We start from the raw sequence: 18041 nt of genomic DNA on the forward strand, positions 1-18041 counted from the left end.
GGCAGGCCCGCACCTGCCGCGGCTAAACTGGCCCGGTGATCAACAGTGAGCAGCCCCCCAGGCCCACCGTCCCGCCGTCGCGCGGAAGAATGGCCGAACGGCTGCTCCCCGGCGGCGAGGAACCGGACCCGCGTTTTACGCTGGCCAACGAACGCACCTTCCTGGCCTGGATCCGGACTTCGCTGGCGCTGCTTGCAGGCGGCATCGCCATCGAGGCGTTCACCTCCGGCCTCTTCATCGAACCTGTCCGGAAGGGCCTGGCCATCCTGTTGCTGCTGCTGGGCATGATGCTCAGCGGTGGTGCTGCCCTGCGTTGGCTCCGGGTGGAACGGAGCATGCGCAACAAGGCGCCGCTGCCGCTGCCGCTTTTTGTGCCCCTGTTGGCCGGGGCAGGCGCGCTGGCCGCCGCCGTCGTGCTGGTCTTCATCCTCTGGCGCTGACCTGTGGCATCACGCGCACCCAGCCCCCACGGCGATCCCGGCCTCCAACCCGAGCGGACCGCCCTCGCATGGGGGCGGACCATGCTGGCGCTGGCCACGGCGAGCGCTTTCTTCCTGCGCTGGCTCCCCACCTACGGCGCGCCCATCCTGATGCTGCCGGTGATTTCCGGCGGCGCTGCCCTTGGCATCTACTTCACCCAGCGCCGCCGTTACCGGGCCAGGTCCCACGGCCTGGCAGGCGAAAGCATCGAAGCCGACCTGCCCGCCGTGCTTTGGACTGCCTTTGCGGGCGTCGCGCTGGGGTGCCTGGGAATTGTGGTGGTCCTGGTCAGCTAGAACATCGGCAGGACAAAGCCGGCCAGCAGCGCCACGGCGCCGATTGCCGTCAGGCAGCGGCCCAGGACCGACGCCGTCCTGCCGGCCTCCTCCGGCCTGGTGGTCTGCCACTGCGTGGGGCGCTTGGGGTGGTAATAGATGGGCAGGGTGTCCCCCGCGGCCATGTCCCTGATGTCATAAGGGGACATGGGGGCGTGGTGTACCTGGTGCTTCCGGTCGAGCCAGCGGAAGCCTACACCGGTGGAATCCGAGTACACCACGGCCTCGGCAACGTCCCAGGGGTGCACGAAGCGGCGGAGGAATCCGGTGTAGAAGAGCAGCCCCAATCCTGCGGGCAGGCACAACCAGGTGAGCACTTCCAGGATGGGACCTGCCATATCGAGCGCAGTGGGCATGGAGTTGATGGTACAGCTCAGGGGCTGGCTCCTTCAGCACCGGGTACGTACGCTGAAGGGGACCGGACCGGAGTAAGGGGAAGCCATGAACGATCAGGATATTTTGACGCACATCCAGGCCCTGGTGGAGGAGGAGCACTCGCTGCGCGAAGGCCCGGGCGACGGGCAGGCGCCGGACCAGGCACGGCTCAAGTACGTGGAAGAAAGCCTGGACCAGTGCTGGGACCTGCTGCGCCAACGCCGAGCCAAGAAGGATTCGGGCGAGAACCCGAACGACGCCGAGGCCCGCCCGATCAGCGAAGTGGAGGGTTACAGGCAGTAATGCGGATTGCAGTAGCGCAGGTCATCAGCGGTTCAGACCCCGCAGCCAACCTGGAACTGGTCTGGGAATACGCCGCCCAGGCCAAGAACGCCGGCGCCCAACTGGTGGTCTTTCCCGAGGCGACCATGCGCGCCTTTGGCCATTCCCTGAAGGACATTGCCGAGCCCGTGGACGGACCGTGGGCCGGCGAGGTCCGCAGGATGGCCGCTGAGCTGGACCTGGCGATCGTGGCCGGCATGTTCACGCCGGGCAAGGACGGCCGGGTCCGTAACACCCTCCTGGTCACCGGGCCCGGGGTGGAGGCGGCCTACGACAAGGTCCACCTTTTTGACGCCTTTGGCTTCACGGAATCCAGGACGGTGGACGCCGGGGAAGCCCCGGTGACATTCGAGCTGGACGGGACCGTGTTTGGCCTGGCCACCTGCTACGACGTCCGCTTTCCGGGCCTGTTCACGGCAAACGCCAATGCAGGCGCCCAGGTGAACATCGTGTGCGCCTCGTGGGGCGCCGGCGAAGGCAAGGCAGAGCAGTGGGACCTGCTGGTGCGCGCCCGGGCCCTGGACAGCACAACGTTCGTGGTTGCCTGCGGGCAGGGCGATCCCCAAACGGTGGGCGCCGGCCCGGCGGGCACCGCACCCACCGGCATCGGGCACAGCGCGGTGGTCACACCCCTGGGGAAGCCCGTGGTGGTCCTGGGCGGGAAGCCTGAACTCGCCGTCGTCGACATCGACCCGTCAACCGTGGAGGACGTCCGGGCCACACTGCCGGTCCTCGCCAACGCCCGCACTTTCTGAGGGTGAGGCCACGTTCATAGCTTCGAAACACACGCAAAAGAGCGCCTGACGGCGGGTCTCACCCGCCGTCGGCCGCTTTTGCCTTTGCCTGCAGGGAATGGGCCGGGTTGCGGGATACTGCGGACGTCAACGGACAAGAGGCCGTTTACATGCCCGAAACATAGCTGATACGTGAACTTCACGCGCGGGCGATTTGTGTAACGTGGCCGCAACTTTAGGCGGCATTGGTTGAAACACACGCCGCGAAAAATGGAGCCCGGGGGAAATGCCGCGGGGCCAAACGGGTCCCGCACCACGTTCACATTGCGAAGGGACCCACCGGTGGAAATCACTGCCCAACACGTCTGGCTGATGATTTCGGCCGCAATGGTCCTCCTGATGACCCCCGGGCTTGGCCTCTTCTACGGCGGCATGACCCGCGCCAAGGCCGCCCTGAACATGATCATGATGAGCTTCATCTCGGCGGGGATCGTCGGCGTGGTCTGGGTCCTCTGGGGCTACTCGATGACCACCGGAACCGGCGTCCTGGGACTGTTCGGCAACCCCTTTGCCAGCTTTGGCCTGCAGGACCTGATGGGTTCACCGGACCTCCTCAAAGCCGGTTACAGCGCTACCTTCGCCATTGTCACTGTCGCACTGATCAGTGGCGCCATCGCCGACCGGGCCAAGTTCAGCGCCTGGGTCCTGTTCGTGCCCGTATGGATCACCCTGATCTACTGCCCCCTCGCCTACATGATCTGGGGTGGCGGGCTGATGAGCGCCGGCGGGGCCGTCACGGACATCTTCGGCCAGGTCATTGACTTCGCCGGCGGCGCCGTGGTGGAAATCAGCTCGGGTACAGCAGCCTTGGTGCTCGCCGTTATTGTTGGCCAGCGCCACGGGTTCGCGAAGGACCCCAACCACCGCCCCCACAACCTGCCCTTCATCATGCTCGGCGCTGCAATCCTGTGGTTTGGCTGGTTCGGCTTCAACGGCGGAGCTGCCACCAGCGTGGAACAGGCCGGCCTCATCTGGATCAACACCCTGGTGGCTCCTGCCGCGGCGATGCTGAGCTGGCTGGTCACCGAAAAGATCCGCCACGGACACCCGACTTCCCTGGGTGCAGCCTCCGGCGTGGTCGCCGGGCTGGTGGCCATCACCCCTTCCTGCGCCAACATCAGCCCGGTGGCCGCTATCGGCCTGGGCCTGGTGGCCGGAGCCGCCTGCTGCGTGTTCGTGGACCTCAAGTACCGGTTTGGCCTTGATGACTCCCTGGACGTGGTGGGTGTCCACCTCGGCGCAGGCCTTGTCGGCACCCTCTCTTTGGGGTTCATTGCCCTCCCGGTGAGCGGCCAGGGCGGCGGCCTCTTCTACGGCGGCGGAGTCCAGCAGCTCATCGCCCAGGTGGCCGCGGTGGTCATCACGCTCCTGCTGTCCGGCGTCGGAACCGCGGTCATTGCCCGGGTGATCCACAAGACCGTTGGCTTCCGTGTCAGCCACGAGGCCGAGACCGCCGGCGTGGACCTCGCTGAGCACGCCGAGACGGCCTATGCCTTCGGTGAGATCGGAGCCGGCTTCAACCCCCTGCGCCAGGCCGCGGCCCACATTCCAACGGCCCCGGCTGCCGCTGAACGGCACGCCAAGGAAGACTCCTTCGCGTAAGTCCGGCCCTAGTCCGCAAGGATCTTGTAAAGCGCGCGGCGCGTTTCGTCCATCTTTTCCATGGCGGCGGCCCGCTGCTCCTCGCTCACCCCGGTGCGGAACTGATGGATGGCGCCCATGAGCTTGCCAATGCTCTGGTGGAAGTCCCTGTCGGCACTGTCCGGTTCGGCGTTCCAGGCGTTGTCCATCTCCTCAGCGTGTTCGGCGACGTAGGCCTTGCCGGCGTCCGTCAGCGCAAACTCCGTGCCACGGCCCTCACCGACGGCCTCGATCAGCCCCTCATCCACCAGCTGCTGGAGCGTGGGGTAGATGGATCCCGGGCTGGGCCGCCACATGCCGCCGGTCTTCGCGGCGATGGTCTTGATCAGCCCGTAACCATTGGACGGGGCCTCTCCCAGCAGCGAGAGGATGGCCGCGCGGACATCACCCCGGCTGGCCCGCCGTCCGCCGCGTCCAAAGCCCGGACCAAACCCGGGACCGAACCCGGGTCCGAACCCGGGACCAAAATTGGGCCCAAACCCCGGACCGAAGCCTGGCCCGCGGTGGCCATGCGGCCCCCGGCGGCCCCTCCCCCGTTCAAAGCGGCCTTTGCCGAATTCAGGGCCCTGCTGTTTTTCGTCGAATATGCCTTTCATGGTGGCATCGTCCTTTCACTTTCAGTTTGTCGCTGCTGTTTCAGCGATAGTTAACGATATGTCGGTAGCTATCGCTGGTCAATAGTTTGGCGTGACCAAATCCTGACCTTCAAGGACCTGTTCCACCCCTCGGGAGGAGCGTATTCTGGTCCCACCTTCGAGCGCGGGGGCTGAGGAATGGCAAAGAGGCGGAAGCGCAGGCGCGGTTTTGGTGCAGCCCTGGGAAGGGTCCTGGGGTTCCTCGCAGCGAGTGCCATGTGCGGCGTGCTGGCCGCCAGCCTTGTGGTCCCGGCCGTGGCAGCGGCGGGCATGGGGGTCAGCTCGTCCATTGGCTTCTTTGAAAGCCTGCCCGCGGAGCTGACAGTCCAGCCGCCGTCGCAGGCCACCAAAGTCCTCACCTCCGACGGGCAGACAATCGCCACTTTCTATGCGGAAAACCGCGTCAAGGTTCCGCTGGACCAGATGTCGCCCTTCATCAAGGACGGCATCGTCGCCATCGAGGACAGCAGGTTTTACACCCACGCCGGCGTGGATCCGCAGGGCATCCTGCGCGCACTGGTGTCCAACCTGACCAAGGGCGGTGAGCAGGGCGCGTCCACCATTACGCAGCAGTACGTCACCAACGTCCTGAACGAGGCGGAGCTCTCGCAGGACAGGCCGGACGCGGTGGTGCTCAACGGGCAGAAGAACTTCGGCGACAAGCTGCGTGAAATGAAGCTCGCCATCGCGCTGGAGAAGAAGTACACCAAGGACCAGATCCTTGAGGGCTATCTCAACATCGTGTTTTTCAGCAGCAACGCCTACGGGATAGAGGCCGCGGCGCGCTACTTCTTCAGCACCACCGCGAAGGACCTCACCCTGCCCCAGGCCGCCTTGCTGGCCGGACTGGTCAACAGCCCCACCCTGTACAACCCGGTCACCAATCCCGACAAGTCGATTGTGCGCCGGAACCAGGTCCTGTCCGAGATGCTCCGCCTGCGAAGGATCACGCAGGCCCAGTACGACGCGGCAGTGGCCACCCCCATCGAACTGAAGATCACGCCGCAACAGCAGGGCTGCGCCAATGCCGCGATGGCGCCCTACTTCTGCGACTACATCTCCCACCTGATCCTGAACAATCCCGCCTACGGCCCCACGGAGGCTGAGCGTGAGCGGAGGCTGTACCGCGGCGGCCTGACCATCGTCACCACCCTGGACAGCAGGCTCCAGGCGGCGGCCCAGGCCCAGGTGGACGGGACAGCGGGTACCAATCCGGACCGGTGGGCAGCCTCGCTCCTGACCGTGCAGCCGGGCAGCGGCAAGATCCTGGCCATGGCCCAGAACACGGTGTTCCTCCCCCAGCCGGGCAAGTTCGATACCAACCTGAACTTCAACGTGGACGCCAGGGACGCCCAGGGCAACGACCTCAACGGCGCCGGCGGGTTCCAGCCGGGCTCGACCATGAAGCCCTTTACCTTCGCGGAGTGGTTGAACGAGGGCAAGCCGCTTACCGCGGAAGTGGATGCCTCACGCCGGGTCTACCCCCTGGGGTTCCCGTGGAAGGACAGCTGCGGGAAGGTGCTGGGAGCGTACAGCACGGCGCAGGCCAACCCGGCCCTTGGCGCCGCCGATGACCTGCAGAACGCCGAGGACGGCTTCTACCGGCCGATGCCCGTCAACTACGGCCTGTACAACTCCATCAACACCGCCACTTTCGCCTCGGCAGCCCAGCTCGATTTTTGCGGCATCCAGAAGATGGTGGACTCCGTGGGCCTGCATAGTGGCTTGGACAGCACGCCGGTCAACATGCATCAGCTGGGCAACCTGCTGGGCGGCACGGGCGTGGCCCCGCTTACCCTGGCGAACGCCTTTGCCACCTTCGCCACGGAGGGCCGCTACTGTGCGCCGATCGCCCTGGCCGAGGTGACCGATGCGGCAGGGGCAAAGCTGCCCGCCCAGGCCCCCGACTGCCACGACGCCGTCAAACCCGATGTGGCCCGGGGCGTCAACTCGGTGCTGCAGGACGTGCTGAAAAAGGGTTCCGGCGTCTGGATCAACCCGAAGGTACAGGACAAAGTTCCCACCGCCGCCAAGACCGGAACCTCCAACAACAACGGTTCCACGTGGGTAGTGGGTTACACCACCGGCCTGGTCACGGCGTCCTTCTTCGGCGATGCACTGGAAGGCCAAAAGCGGGCAGGGCAGAACGTGACCATCAACGGAACCTTTTATCCCAGCCTTGACGGGTACATGATTGCCGGACCGCAGTGGGCCAATTACATGCTCAAGGTGGCGCCGCTGTATCCCGCAGCCCCGTTCGCGCCACCGCCCGCCTCGATGATCGGACCCAACCCGAATTACAAGCCCTAGGCACCCGCGGTGACGCACCCTGCCAACGCGGCGTCGCAGCGGGTATGCACACGGATCGGCCTGGTCCACCAGGGCCAGACTGACAGGTACTACAACGCACGGTGCGGGCTGTTCGGGAAAGTAAACCAAAACGCCTAGCTGTATTGACCACGGAGGTTAGGAACATGCGGCGTGGTTAGGTGACAAAAAGAAGACCTCCAAGTGGAGTGGGGCTTGTCTAAGAGTCCGATCCACAAGGAGGTCTTCAATGTCCCATGCTAACGCGCTTCTGACGCCGAAGGGACGGCTCCGGCTGGCCCGGTGCATCGTCGATGACGGGTGGCCGCTGCGCCGTGCTGCTGAGCGGTTCCAGGTGTCGGTGACGACCGCAGCGCGGTGGGCGGCCCGTTACCGGGAGCACGGTGAGCACGGGATGGGTGATCGTTCCAGCCGGCCCATCAACTCCCCGCGACGGACCTCCATGCGGCGGGAGCGGCGGATCGTCGCGATCAGGGTCAACCGCCGCTGGGGCCCGGCACGGATCGGCTATCTGCTGGGCATCCACCCCTCCACGGTGCACCGGGTCCTGTCCCGATTCGGGCTGGCGAGGCTGTCGTGGCTGGACCGGGCCACGGGCCGGGTGATCCGCCGCTACGAGCACCACAGACCCGGGGACCTGGTCCACGTCGACATTAAGAAACTTGGACGGATCCCCGACGGCGGGGGCCACCGCAGTGTCGGCAGGGCCGCCGGAAACCGGAACAAGACCGGCACCGCGGCGAACAGGAGACCGGGCCACGCTTTCTTGCACAACGCCGTCGATGACCACTCCCGGCTCGCCTACACGGAGATCCTGACCGATGAGAAAAAGGACACCGCGGCCGGATTCTGGGAACGTGCCAACGCCTACTTCGAGTCCCACGGGATCACGGTCAAACGGGTCCTGACCGATAACGGTTCCTGCTACCGCTCCTACGCGTTCAAAGACGCCTTGGGCCCGGACATCAAGCACAAACGCACCCGTCCCTACAGGCCTCAGACCAACGGCAAAGTCGAGCGCTACAACCGCACCCTGCTCGACGAATGGGCCTACGCCCGTCCTTACAGATCAGAGGCCGAGCGTGTTGCCGCTTTCGCTGGCTGGCTCCATCACTACAATCATCATCGAGGTCACACCTCACTCAAAGGTCAGCCACCGGCCAGCCGCGTCACCAACCTCTCAGGTCAATACACCTAGCCGGTCCCTTTCCACAGCCGCTTCCACCACGAGCGTTCCGGCTCCGGCGCGGCCGGCGCCTCGTCGACCCGCACGGCACGCCGGCTGCGCCAACGCTCCACTTCCCCCTCCACGTCGCGGGTCTTGGTGACCACCGGCGGGCCGCCCTGCAGCTGGCGGCGCGCATCAACCACCCGCCGGTTGAAATCCGCCAGGACATCGCGGACCTGCTGCTCCGTGTACTGGGCGTCCAGTTTCGCGTCGAGCCCGGCGTCCTCAGCGCGGAGGAGGATGGCCGCCGGCCCCAGGCCGCTGATGTTCTCCCGCTGGATCAGCCCCTTCACCCACCAGTCGGGATCGTATGACTCGCCCAAGCCGGGAATTGGCTTGCCCGCGTACTTCAGGTTGTCGAACTTGCCTTGCGCCATGGCGTCCCGGACCAGGTATTCCGCGCGGGCGGCATCACTGACTTTTTTGCGCTTCTCCCGCTCCTGCGCGTCGAGGGCATCCAGCGCGGCTTCCTCCTCGGCGCTGATGCCGGCACCACGATACGACCGCACCTCGGCCGCACGCTCCAGGCGCTTGCGGAAATCCCCTGCGCCGCCGCTCATCGCTGCCACCGCCTTCCCTCGCCGGGTCCCAACCTCCAGTATTCAGCGGCGGGCCTGCTCGTTCAACGCCCGGGGTGGGCGTACGACGACGGAACAGCCCGCCGTCGTCCGCCCACCCGGCGCCGTGGCAAAGGTGGCGGTTGTTGCACTGTCAGGCGTTGGCGTGCTCGGCAAGGATGCCGTCGATCTGGCCGACTGCCTCCTTGAGTCCCTCCTCCATGCCCATCGCCATCATCTGCTCCAGCTGTTCCTCGGATTCGAACTCGGAGTGGATGGTCATGCGGGTCCGCTCCCCCAGCGGCTCCAGGCTGACCGTGGCATGGCTGATGCCGAACTCCCCGGTGGGGTTGCCGTCGCTGTCCGCAAAACCGTCGTCGAACTCAAGCTGGCGCGGCGATTCGATGCTGGTGAACTCCCACCAGCCGTGGGCCTTGTCCCCCGCGGGGCCGGTCATGTAATAGCTGGCGCGGCCGCCCGGAACGAAGTCGTGCTTGTAGAAGGTCGCCGGATAGGTGGGCGGACCCCACCAGCGCTCCAGCTGACGCGGGTCCTCGAAGAGCTGCCAGACGCGTTCCAGGCCGGCGTCGAACTCGGCAACGAGGGTGAGGCTCAGGGCCTCGGGGTTCTTATCCGTACTGATGACTGTCATGGCATTGCCTTCCTAACCTTCAGTGAGAATCCGGGCCATCCGGTCGGCGCGCTGCCGCCAGACTTGTTCATAGTCCTCGAGCAGCCGGCGGGCTTGCTGCAGTCCTTCATGGTTGCCCCGCACGATCTGTTCCCTTCCGCGCTTTTCCTTGGTGACAAGGCAGGCGCGCTCCAACACCGCCACATGCTTCTGGACGGCGGCGAAGCTCATGGCATAGAGGGCGGCGAGCCCGGATACTGAGGACTCCTCGACGGTCACCCGGCGGACAATGTCACGGCGGGTGGAATCGGCGAACGCCTGGAAAAGGCGGTCCAGTTCGGCCTCACGGAGCTGATCTACAACCATTTGGTTGTACGATATCCCGCGGGGCCGCCCTGGTCAATGGCATTTTCTGTCTCCCACGCCGGGCGGGTCCCGGCCGGTATCTTGAAGATCATGAGCATCTTCCTTGTGGGGGCAGGCCCTGATCCACTGGGCTTTCCGGGCGTCTTTGACCAGTTTGCGGATGCGGTCCGCCGGCATGCGGCACCCGGCCGGGCTGCCAGGATTGCCGTGGCTGTGCACCATCGCGGAGGAAGCCTGGAGGAGCTCATGGAGCCCTGCTCGGCGCCACTCCAAGCCAGGCTTGGCTGCGGGATCGTGGCCATCCCGCTGGGCGGGGACAAGCCGGCGGATCCTGCCGCATTCGATGACGTGGACGGCGTGGTGGTGGGCGGCGGGTTGACGCCGGCCTATTGGGAAGGCCTGCATCCCGTGGCCGCCGCCATTTCCCGCCTGGTGGCCGCGGGGAGCCCCTACTTGGGGTTTTCCGCCGGGGCCATGGTGGCGCCGCACCGGGCACTGATCGGCGGCTACCGGATCAACGGGGTGGACGTGTGCGGGGAGGGATGCTCGGAAGGCCTGGAGGCAGTGGAGATCCGGACGGGCCTGGGACTGGTTCCGTTCACGGTGGATGTCCACGCCGCGCAGGCGGGGACGGTAAGCCGCGCAGTGGGGGCCGTGGCGGCGTGCCGGGTAGAGTGGGCAGTCGCCATTGACGAGAACACGGCAGTGGTGCTGGACCGGGCAGGCGCCAGTGGGTACCGGGTTATCGGGAGCGGCAACGCCTGGGATATTCGCAACGCAGGGGGCGGCGCCGTCGTCTCGCTCCGCGTCGGCGCCTGACGGGGCCCGGGCAGTTTGCAGTCCAGGCGCAAAGCTAGGAGTCGAAGTGGGTCTGGACACTGCCTCCGGAGAGCTGTTCAATCAGTTCCTTGGCCACGTCCCTCAGCTTCCGGTTGCGGTTGCTGGAGACCTTGGTGAGGATTTCCATCGCTTCTTCCTGCGAACACCGGTTTTGCGCCATGATGACGCCGCAGGCCAGGTTGATGGCGGTCCTGCTTTCCAGGGCGGCTTCCAGGTCATCAGCCCTGTTCTGCGCCGTGCTGATACGTACCGAGAGGTGCAAGGTGTTGTGGGCAGCGGCGGCGAAGCCCGCCGCTTTGTCGTAAACGTCTGCCGTGAACACTCCGGGCCGCGTGGCGAAAAAGTTCAGTGCGGCACTGGCCTCGCCGCTGATCTCCAGTGGGACACCCAGGGAGCTGTGCACGCCCCGCCGCACCAGTTCCTGGTTGTACGTGGTCCACCGGGCGTCCCGACCGACGTCGTCAATCAGCACGGGCGCCATTTCACGCAGCGCCCTGATGCAGGGACCGTCCCCCAGCGCCTGCTCGATAAGGTCCAGTTCCAGCGCCCTGGCGCTGCTGCCGGCCGCAGTGGTGGGGCGCCGCCGGAGCTTCAGGGTGACAGCGCACTCGATGTCGTCCCCAGCTGCCTCGGAGACAGCCGCTGCCGCCATTCCCGATAGTCCGGAAAGGAACTCAACGGCATTCTCGGCGCCTACCAGGACCTCCTGGAGGTGCTGGACAGTCACACTGTTGGCAGGATTCAGCATGGGGTTCATCTTACGGTTACTGACCCTTGCGCGGCAGCGGAGGCGTCACTTGGGGTGGGCTTATGCTGAAGGCATGGCGCAGCCGCTTCCGCTTGACGGACCCAGTACAGTCACCTCTGGCGAAGCGCTGCAGCAACGTGTGCGGAAACCACGTGGAACCGGCAGTCCGCGGCAGGACATCAGTGCCTCGACATTGGCCGGGACGCCGGCCTTCCGGGACTAGGAACGGCCCAGTGGGCTTCGATCAGAACGAGCCGGAACAACGGCGGCGGCTGCGGGCGGCAATGAAGGCAGCCGACATCTCCTTGGCCGCTTTGTGGCTGAAATACTTCGGCCTGTCCGGCGACGCCGGCCCGGGCAGTCCGGCGGAGGCAGAGCGGGACAACGACGGCGGCAGCGAACCGGGGACGACGACGGCGGGCGCGTAGGCGGCCAAGTTCCCGGGGGCAGGAGCCGCTATATCAGATCCATCCCCAAGGGCGTAGTGTCAAAGGTAGGAGATTTCGGGATGGTGTCACGATCCGGAGGTTGAATAAAAGGGCCCACCGCGCCAAGAGCGGCGGCCGCCAGCCAGGACGGGCAACGCCTGGCACAACTACGGATCGAGGCCATGTGGCCGGGAACAACGCTCTGACCGCCGCCGGCCAATACCAGGACCTGCTGCTGGAAAGCCCCGGGTCCCACCGGTTCCTCCTCGGGCTGGTCACCGGCTCCGCTTCACGGCCTGGTACGGACCGCAGCACCTTGGACGCCGGCCGATTGTCCGCGCCGCAGGTTGGAGGGCGGGAATGAACGCCGACTGGACCGGGGGCCCCGACAAACTGCTGGAGGCCGACGAGCAGCGCAAGGATGTGGCCCGGCGGTTCCGAAACACGCAGGTCCCGATGATAAAACTGTGGACGTACTACTACGGCCTTGGTGGTGACGCCGACGAGATGTCGTTTGACGCCTACCTCAACGAAGCGCTCCATCTTCCAGCGGCCCAGGTAGGCTTGATTGCCACGGCCATGAGGGAATTGTCCGAGGGTGGGGACCAGTGACCACCGGCGAAGGGCATCCGTTCCAGGAACCCGACGGGCATCCCCTGGAAGATGCCGAACAGTCGCTGCAGCAGCTGGTCCTGGGAAGCCAGGACATCAGGGGTTTCCTCACCGAACTGGCTGTCCTGGCCAGTACGCGGCTGTCCACCCCGGGCAACTCCATCCACAGCGGCGTCACCGTACTGAGGCACAAAAGACCGCAGGCCGTGGCGGCAAGCGATGCTGCGGCAAAGGCCCTTGACGAACTGCAGAACGGATTTGGCCAAGGCCCCTGCCTTACGGCACTCCAGCAGGGAGCCACCCTCCTGGTGCCGGACCTTGCTGCCGAAACCCGCTGGGGACCCTATGTCCGTACCGCCGCCCGGCACGGCGTCTGCTCCATCCTCGCCGTCCCGCTGGACCTGGCGGGGGACGGCGAGGCGGTCTTGAATCTCTACTCGGGCAGGAGCAACGGGTTCTCCGGAGAAGACATCGCCACCGTTGAGTCGTTTGCAGCCCAGGCCGCCAGTTCGCTGCGGCTGATCCTGCGGATATCCCAGCTCCGCGAAGCCAGGAATGACCTGGCCGCCGCCATGCAGTCTCGCACCGTGATCGACATGGCTGTCGGGGCGATCATGGCCCAGAACCGCTGCGACCGGGACACGGCCTTCAGCGTCCTTACCCGCGCCTCAAGCACCCGTAACGTCAAGCTCCGTGACGTGGCCGCCACGGTCATTACCTCGATTTCAGGGGAAGAGCGGATCACCGCCCACTTCGACGAGTAGCTGTGGCGCCGGTCACACGTGATGAGATTCACTCGCAACAAATGCGTGATTTGGTTGAGCAGGCTCGTCCGCCATGGGCACTATGGATAGGCAGGGCCGGAATATCCGCCCTTGACATCCTGGTGACGCAACGAGGCCCACCGGTGAGCGCAGGCCACCGACCCTCCGAGCGCGGACAGGCCATTGCCGGGGACACAACCGGCTTGACACAGGAAAGTACTGAACAATGACGTTTAACACTGCCGAATCCGTGACGCTGAAGATCTGGGACCGGGCTTCCCTCCACGAGACCCTCGATTCCGCGGTCTCCGACCTCTCCGCGCGCCACAACACCACCACCTGCCGCATTGCCGTCACCTGCAGCGGACCCAACACCTTCACGCTGAGCTTGCGCGCGAACGAGCCGGCATTGGCCCTCTAAGCCGTCCACCCGCAAAAGGGCGTTGACGACGGCGGCCCCCACCCGCCGTCGTCAACGCCCTTTTTGCTGCCTTAAGCATTGGTCATGAAGATCCGGCGTAGCATTCGTCAGGGATAGCCAAACGAGGGGAAGGGCTCATGGCAACGCAGCAGAGGCACACCAGGTTCACGTTCGAATCGCTGGGGCTCCCCGTCATCCAGGCTCCGATGGCCGGCGGACCTTCCACCCCGCAACTGGCAGCAGCGGTGAGCGCAGGTGGCGGACTGGGCTTCGTGGCGGCAGGCTACAAGACTGCCGCGGCCATGCGGGCAGAGATCGCGGCAGTGAGGGAACAAACGGACAAGCCCTTCGGCGTGAACCTGTTCGTGCCCCAGGAATCGGTCATCAGCCAGGCCTCCCTGCAGCAATACGCCAGGTCGCTGGCCCCCGATGCGGAACGCTTCGGGGTGGCCCTTGGCGAGCCGAGGCATGACGACGACGGCTGGGACCAAAAGCTCGAAGTATTGCTGGACCTTGCACCCGCCGTGGTGTCCTTTACCTTCGATTTTCCGGGCGCCGACATTGTCGAGGCCCTGAAGAATCGCGGTGTGTACGTCATGGCCACGGTGACCGGCCGGGAAGAGGCCCTCCAGGCGCTTACCCGGGGCGCTGATGCGTTGTGCGTCCAGGGGCCCGAAGCAGGCGGCCACCGGGGCACGTTCAAGGCGGATGCGCCTCCTCCCCTGGCGCCCCTCCACGGGATCCTTGGCGACCTCGCCGACCTGGAGGTGCCCCTGGTGGCAGCGGGCGGCATTGCCACGGCGGATCACACCCGCGCCGCGTTGGCCATCGGTGCCGTCGCCGTGCAGGCCGGCACGGCATTCCTCCGCGCCGACGAAGCGGGAACCAAACCGGCGCACCGGGCCGCGTTGGCGTCGCCGGACCGTTTCACCACCACGGCCGTCACCCGGGCCTTTTCGGGCCGCAACGCCAGGGGCCTGCACAACGAGTTCATGCGCCGCCACGACGCCGAGGCCCCCTACGGCTACCCGGAAATCCACCATCTCACAACGCCCTTGCGGGCCGCCGCGGCGGCAGCGGGAGAGCCGGACTGGTTGAACCTGTGGTCGGGCATCAACTACCGGAACTGTGTGGAGGGCCCGGCCGCTTCAATCCTGGCGAGCCTGGGGCCGTAAGGCTTGGCCCGCCGTCGTCCGCTTGTTAAAGCCCGACGGCGGGCCGGCCCGGAAGGGAGCCGGCCCGCCGTGCGCGCCATGGAAGCGGGGGTGCCTTAGAGGGTGGCGGTGTCGATAACGAAGCGGTACCGGACATCCGATGCCAGCACGCGCTCATAGGCGTCGTTGATCTTCTCAGCCGGGATGACCTCGATCTCGGCGCCCAGCCCGTGCTCGGCGCAGAAGTTGAGCATCTCCTGGGTCTCGCGGATGCCACCGATCATGGAGCCGGCGAAGGAACGGCGTCCGCCGATCAGCGCGAAGGCGTTGACGGGAAGGGGTTCCGCCGGGGCGCCGACGTTGACCAGGGCGCCGTCGAGCTTCAGCAGGCCGAGGTAGGCGCTGATGTCGATCGAGGCGCTGACCGTGTTGATGATCAGGTCGAACGAGCCGGCGAGATCGGAGAAGGTGTTCTCGTCGCTGGTGGCGTAGTAGTGGTCGGCGCCGAGCTTCAGGCCGTCCTCCTGCTTCTTCAGCGACTGGGACAGGACGGTTACTTCGGCGCCCATGGCGTGGGCGAGCTTGACGGCCATGTGGCCCAGGCCGCCGAGACCGACGACGGCAACGTTCTTGCCGGGGCCGGCGCCCCAGTGCCGCAGCGGTGAGTAAGTGGTGATGCCGGCGCACAGCAGCGGTGCGGCGAAATCCAGGTCGATGCCCTCGGGAATGGTGACAACGAAGTCTTCGGTCACCACAACGTGGGTGGAGTAGCCGCCCTGCGTGATGGTGCCATCGCGGTCAACGGCGCCGTAGGTGCCGATGTTTCCCTTGAGGCAGTACTGCTCCTCGCCCTTCTGGCAGTTGACGCACTCCTTGCAGGAGTTGACCATGCAGCCAACCCCAACACGGTCACCTACTGCGTGCTTGGTGACGGCGGAACCTACCTCGGTGACGATGCCGGCGATCTCGTGGCCGGGAACCAGCGGGTACTGCTGCGGGCCCCAGTCACCGCGGACAGTGTGGATGTCCGAGTGGCAGATGCCGGCGAACTTGATGTCGATCAGGACGTCGTGGGGACCCACTTCGCGGCGCTCGATGGTGGTTGCCACCAGGTCCTCCGTGGCGGACGGGGATGCATAAGCCTTGACGGTAGTCATGGTTCTCCTGTGATCTGTTGGGGGATATTTAAGATGCTACCGGGGTTGTTCGGAGCGAACCCCGGAAAAGGACGGGCCAGCGGGGCCCTGCTGTAACTGGTCTTGAGAGTCCTACCTTTGGCGATGTTCCTGTACGTAACCTGGTCAGGGACGGAGGAGCACCTTAATGGCCCGGCGTTCGTCCATGGCTTTGTATGCGTCTGCGGCCTGCTCCAGCGGCAGTTCGAGGTCGAACACTTTTCCGGGGTTGATCTCGCCGCTGAGGATCAGGTCGATCAGTTCCGGCAGGTACTCCCGGACCGGGGCGGGGCCGCCGTGCAGGTGGACGTGCGAGGAGAACAGGTCCCGGCCGGGCAGCGAGACGTCATGGGAGACGCCCACGAATCCCACATGCCCGCCGGCCCGTGTGGCGTGGATGGCCTGCAGCATCGACTCCTGCGTGCCCACGGCTTCCAGGACAGAGTGCGCGCCAAGGCCGCCGGTAAGTTCCTTGATCCTCTTCACGCCCGCGTCACCGCGCTCCGCCACGATGTCGGTGGCACCAAACTCGCGGGCCAGTGCCTGCCGGGACGCGTGGCGCGACATGGCGATGATCCGTTCGGCACCCATCTGCCTGGCTGCGAGGACCCCCAAAAGCCCGACGGCGCCGTCGCCCACCACAGCCACTGTCTTGCCGGGGCCCACCTGGGCCGCCTTCGCGGCAAACCATCCTGTACCCAGGACATCGGAGGCGGCCAGCAGCGACGGAACCTTGTCGGCGTCGGGCATGCCAGGCGTGGCCACCAGCGTGCCATCCGCCAAAGGGACGCGGAGGTACTCCGCCTGGGAACCGCTCACGCCCTGGCGGTGGACGCACCCGCTCTGGTAGCCGGAGCGGCAGATCTCGCAGGTGTTGTCCGATGCAATGAAGGACCCCACGACGAACTGGCCGGGCATAACGTTCTTCACGTCGGACCCGACTTCCTCGACGATCCCCACGTACTCGTGGCCCATGGGAACGGGCCTGGAGATCTTATCGGCGCCGCGGTATGGCCACAGATCGGACCCGCACACGCAGGCGGCAGCGAGTTTGATGACTGCGTCCGTGGGCTTCTGGATGGTGGGCTTGTCACGGTCCTCGACGCGGACGTCTCCGGGCGCGTGCATGATGGTTGCGCGCATGCTGGGTCCTCCAAAGGGTGGAACGGCTGAACGGGACATCTCCATCAAACCCGTCCCCGGCATCCATGGCGAGGGTCCTGCTGTAACTGGTTCTGGCAGAACCTCCTTACGGTCCCGCCATTCGTCGTAACGTGTTCCCTATGGATAACCGAGCCGAGGTACGGCAGTTCCTCTCCTCACGCCGTGGACGGATCACCCCGGAGCAGGCTGGGATCGAACCCTACGGCGGCCGCCGGCGGGTGCCGGGGCTGCGCCGTGAGGAAGTGGCGCGGCTGGCAGGCGTCAGCGTGGACTACTACACCCGGCTGGAACGGGGAAACCTCCACGGTGTTTCGGACAGCGTCCTGGATGCCATCGCCGGCGCCCTGGAACTGGACCGCGCCGAGCATGACCACCTCTACGACCTGGCCCGGGCGGCCAACACCTCGGGCCGCAAGCGTGCAGCGGGCGCCGGCGGTTCCGCGCCATCGAAGGTCCGGCCGGAGCTGCAGTTCCTGCTGGACGCGATCACCGAAGCTCCGGCCTTCATTGGTAACAACCGCCTGGATATCGTGGCCGCCAACACCTTGGGCTATGCGCTGTATTCGGACATGTACCGCAATCCGTCACGGCCGGCCAACCACTCGCGCTTCATTTTCCTGGATCCGCGGGCCCAGGACTTCTACACGGACTGGGACCGGGCTGCCCACACCAATGTCGCCATCCTCCGCCGGGAGGCCGGCCGCAACCCCCATGACAAGGGCATTGCCGAACTCATCGGTGAACTCTCCATGCGCAGCGACGTTTTCCGCACGCTCTGGGCGGCCCACAACGTCCGCCGGCACTATGCGGGCACCAAGTTCTTCCAGCATCCCGTGGTGGGGCTCCTTGAGCTGAACTACCAGGTGCTGGGGCTCGAAGAAGACCCGGGGCACACCCTCACGGTCTATCCGGCCACGCCCGGCAGCCCTTCCGCGGAAGCCCTCAAGCTCCTGGCATCCTGGGCGGTCACCGAAAACATTATGGAAACGGCGCAGGCAAAGGTCGGCAGCTAGGGCCGGCGCC

Annotated in this window: 22 protein-coding genes; 14 read left to right on the forward strand and 8 right to left on the reverse strand. The window is 66.0% G+C overall.

Going from position 1 to position 18041, the window contains the following annotated elements:
- The first annotated feature begins 89 nt into the window (after positions 1-89).
- Entirely contained in the window at positions 90-440 is a 351-nt protein-coding gene (locus ACZ9J7_RS04255; protein ID WP_141161464.1) for a YidH family protein, read from the forward strand.
- A gap of 3 nt (positions 441-443) precedes the next feature.
- Complete coding sequence (locus ACZ9J7_RS04260; protein ID WP_476207289.1) at positions 444-776, forward strand: DUF202 domain-containing protein; 333 nt, start codon at positions 444-446, stop codon at positions 774-776.
- Here ACZ9J7_RS04260 and ACZ9J7_RS04265 read toward each other — a convergent pair.
- Positions 773-1171 carry a hypothetical protein gene (locus ACZ9J7_RS04265; protein ID WP_476207291.1) on the reverse strand — a complete coding sequence of 133 codons (399 nt, stop codon included), beginning with the start codon at positions 1169-1171 and terminating at the stop codon, positions 773-775. The two genes, ACZ9J7_RS04260 and ACZ9J7_RS04265, sit on opposite strands and share 4 nt — an antisense overlap.
- Positions 1172-1256: 85 nt before the next feature.
- Here ACZ9J7_RS04265 and ACZ9J7_RS04270 point away from each other — a divergent pair, with 85 nt between their 5' ends.
- The 3 genes from ACZ9J7_RS04270 (at position 1257) to ACZ9J7_RS04280 (ending at position 3928) form a co-directional block, all read left to right on the forward strand.
- On the forward strand, positions 1257-1493 hold the full coding sequence (locus ACZ9J7_RS04270) for a DUF2630 family protein (protein WP_476207292.1): 237 nt from the start codon (positions 1257-1259) through the stop codon (positions 1491-1493).
- The gene (locus tag ACZ9J7_RS04275) at positions 1493-2287 is read left to right on the forward strand and encodes a carbon-nitrogen hydrolase family protein (protein WP_476207294.1); all 795 of its coding nucleotides are present in this window, start codon (positions 1493-1495) and stop codon (positions 2285-2287) included. The genes ACZ9J7_RS04270 and ACZ9J7_RS04275 overlap by 1 nt, the downstream gene beginning before the upstream one ends.
- A gap of 321 nt (positions 2288-2608) precedes the next feature.
- A complete protein-coding gene (locus tag ACZ9J7_RS04280; RefSeq protein WP_476207296.1) occupies positions 2609-3928 on the forward strand; it encodes an ammonium transporter in 1320 nt (439 codons plus the stop codon).
- A gap of 8 nt (positions 3929-3936) precedes the next feature.
- Here ACZ9J7_RS04280 and ACZ9J7_RS04285 read toward each other — a convergent pair whose 3' ends face one another.
- Positions 3937-4563: a PadR family transcriptional regulator gene (locus tag ACZ9J7_RS04285; RefSeq protein ID WP_476207298.1), complete on the reverse strand. Its 627-nt coding sequence runs from the start codon at positions 4561-4563 to the stop codon at positions 3937-3939.
- 177 nt (positions 4564-4740) lie between these two features.
- Here ACZ9J7_RS04285 and ACZ9J7_RS04290 point away from each other — a divergent pair, with 177 nt between their 5' ends.
- A complete protein-coding gene (locus ACZ9J7_RS04290) occupies positions 4741-6912 on the forward strand; it encodes a transglycosylase domain-containing protein (protein ID WP_476207299.1) in 2172 nt (723 codons plus the stop codon).
- A gap of 247 nt (positions 6913-7159) precedes the next feature.
- The gene (locus ACZ9J7_RS04295) at positions 7160-8128 is read left to right on the forward strand and encodes an IS481 family transposase (RefSeq protein ID WP_476207300.1); all 969 of its coding nucleotides are present in this window, start codon (positions 7160-7162) and stop codon (positions 8126-8128) included.
- Here ACZ9J7_RS04295 and ACZ9J7_RS04300 read toward each other — a convergent pair.
- The 3 genes from ACZ9J7_RS04300 to ACZ9J7_RS04310 all read right to left on the reverse strand — a co-directional run bounded on the left by ACZ9J7_RS04300 (position 8125) and on the right by ACZ9J7_RS04310 (position 9712).
- Positions 8125-8718, reverse strand: coding sequence for a DnaJ family domain-containing protein (locus ACZ9J7_RS04300; RefSeq protein ID WP_476207301.1), 594 nt, complete (start codon positions 8716-8718; stop codon positions 8125-8127). The genes ACZ9J7_RS04295 and ACZ9J7_RS04300 overlap by 4 nt on opposite strands.
- 151 nt (positions 8719-8869) lie before the next feature.
- The gene (locus ACZ9J7_RS04305; protein WP_476207303.1) at positions 8870-9367 is read right to left on the reverse strand and encodes an SRPBCC family protein; all 498 of its coding nucleotides are present in this window, start codon (positions 9365-9367) and stop codon (positions 8870-8872) included.
- A gap of 12 nt (positions 9368-9379) precedes the next feature.
- Positions 9380-9712, reverse strand: a complete 333-nt coding sequence (locus ACZ9J7_RS04310; protein WP_476207304.1) for an ArsR/SmtB family transcription factor — start codon at positions 9710-9712, stop codon at positions 9380-9382.
- A gap of 90 nt (positions 9713-9802) precedes the next feature.
- Between ACZ9J7_RS04310 and ACZ9J7_RS04315 the strand changes: the two genes are divergently transcribed.
- Positions 9803-10531 carry a Type 1 glutamine amidotransferase-like domain-containing protein gene (locus ACZ9J7_RS04315; protein WP_476207306.1) on the forward strand — a complete coding sequence of 243 codons (729 nt, stop codon included), beginning with the start codon at positions 9803-9805 and terminating at the stop codon, positions 10529-10531.
- Between the two features lie 34 nt (positions 10532-10565).
- On the opposite strand, the gene ACZ9J7_RS04320 is transcribed toward ACZ9J7_RS04315, so the two are convergent.
- Positions 10566-11300: a GAF and ANTAR domain-containing protein gene (locus tag ACZ9J7_RS04320; protein ID WP_476207308.1), complete on the reverse strand. Its 735-nt coding sequence runs from the start codon at positions 11298-11300 to the stop codon at positions 10566-10568.
- Between the two features lie 233 nt (positions 11301-11533).
- Between ACZ9J7_RS04320 and ACZ9J7_RS04325 the strand changes: the two genes are divergently transcribed.
- The 5 genes from ACZ9J7_RS04325 (at position 11534) to ACZ9J7_RS04345 (ending at position 14700) form a co-directional block, all read left to right on the forward strand.
- Positions 11534-11728 carry a hypothetical protein gene (locus ACZ9J7_RS04325; protein WP_476207310.1) on the forward strand — a complete coding sequence of 65 codons (195 nt, stop codon included), beginning with the start codon at positions 11534-11536 and terminating at the stop codon, positions 11726-11728.
- 360 nt (positions 11729-12088) lie between these two features.
- Positions 12089-12340 (forward strand): hypothetical protein, encoded by a 252-nt coding sequence (locus tag ACZ9J7_RS04330; protein WP_476207311.1) that lies wholly within the window; start codon positions 12089-12091, stop codon positions 12338-12340.
- Positions 12337-13104 carry a GAF and ANTAR domain-containing protein gene (locus ACZ9J7_RS04335; RefSeq protein WP_476207313.1) on the forward strand — a complete coding sequence of 256 codons (768 nt, stop codon included), beginning with the start codon at positions 12337-12339 and terminating at the stop codon, positions 13102-13104. Before ACZ9J7_RS04330 ends, ACZ9J7_RS04335 begins: the two co-directional genes overlap by 4 nt.
- A gap of 226 nt (positions 13105-13330) precedes the next feature.
- Entirely contained in the window at positions 13331-13525 is a 195-nt protein-coding gene (locus tag ACZ9J7_RS04340) for a hypothetical protein (RefSeq protein WP_476207315.1), read from the forward strand.
- Between the two features lie 137 nt (positions 13526-13662).
- Positions 13663-14700: a nitronate monooxygenase gene (locus tag ACZ9J7_RS04345; RefSeq protein WP_476207317.1), complete on the forward strand. Its 1038-nt coding sequence runs from the start codon at positions 13663-13665 to the stop codon at positions 14698-14700.
- Positions 14701-14795: 95 nt separating this feature from the next.
- Here ACZ9J7_RS04345 and ACZ9J7_RS04350 read toward each other — a convergent pair whose 3' ends face one another.
- Together ACZ9J7_RS04350 and ACZ9J7_RS04355 are read right to left on the reverse strand one after the other, a co-directional pair.
- Complete coding sequence (locus ACZ9J7_RS04350; protein ID WP_476207319.1) at positions 14796-15836, reverse strand: NAD(P)-dependent alcohol dehydrogenase; 1041 nt, start codon at positions 15834-15836, stop codon at positions 14796-14798.
- Between the two features lie 144 nt (positions 15837-15980).
- Positions 15981-16997, reverse strand: a complete 1017-nt coding sequence (locus ACZ9J7_RS04355) for a zinc-dependent alcohol dehydrogenase family protein (RefSeq protein WP_476207321.1) — start codon at positions 16995-16997, stop codon at positions 15981-15983.
- 140 nt (positions 16998-17137) lie between these two features.
- Here ACZ9J7_RS04355 and ACZ9J7_RS04360 point away from each other — a divergent pair, with 140 nt between their 5' ends.
- On the forward strand, positions 17138-18031 hold the full coding sequence (locus ACZ9J7_RS04360) for a helix-turn-helix transcriptional regulator (protein WP_476207322.1): 894 nt from the start codon (positions 17138-17140) through the stop codon (positions 18029-18031).
- Positions 18032-18041 lie beyond the last annotated feature (10 nt).

This window comes from Pseudarthrobacter sp. TE9888 (assembly GCF_056279345.1).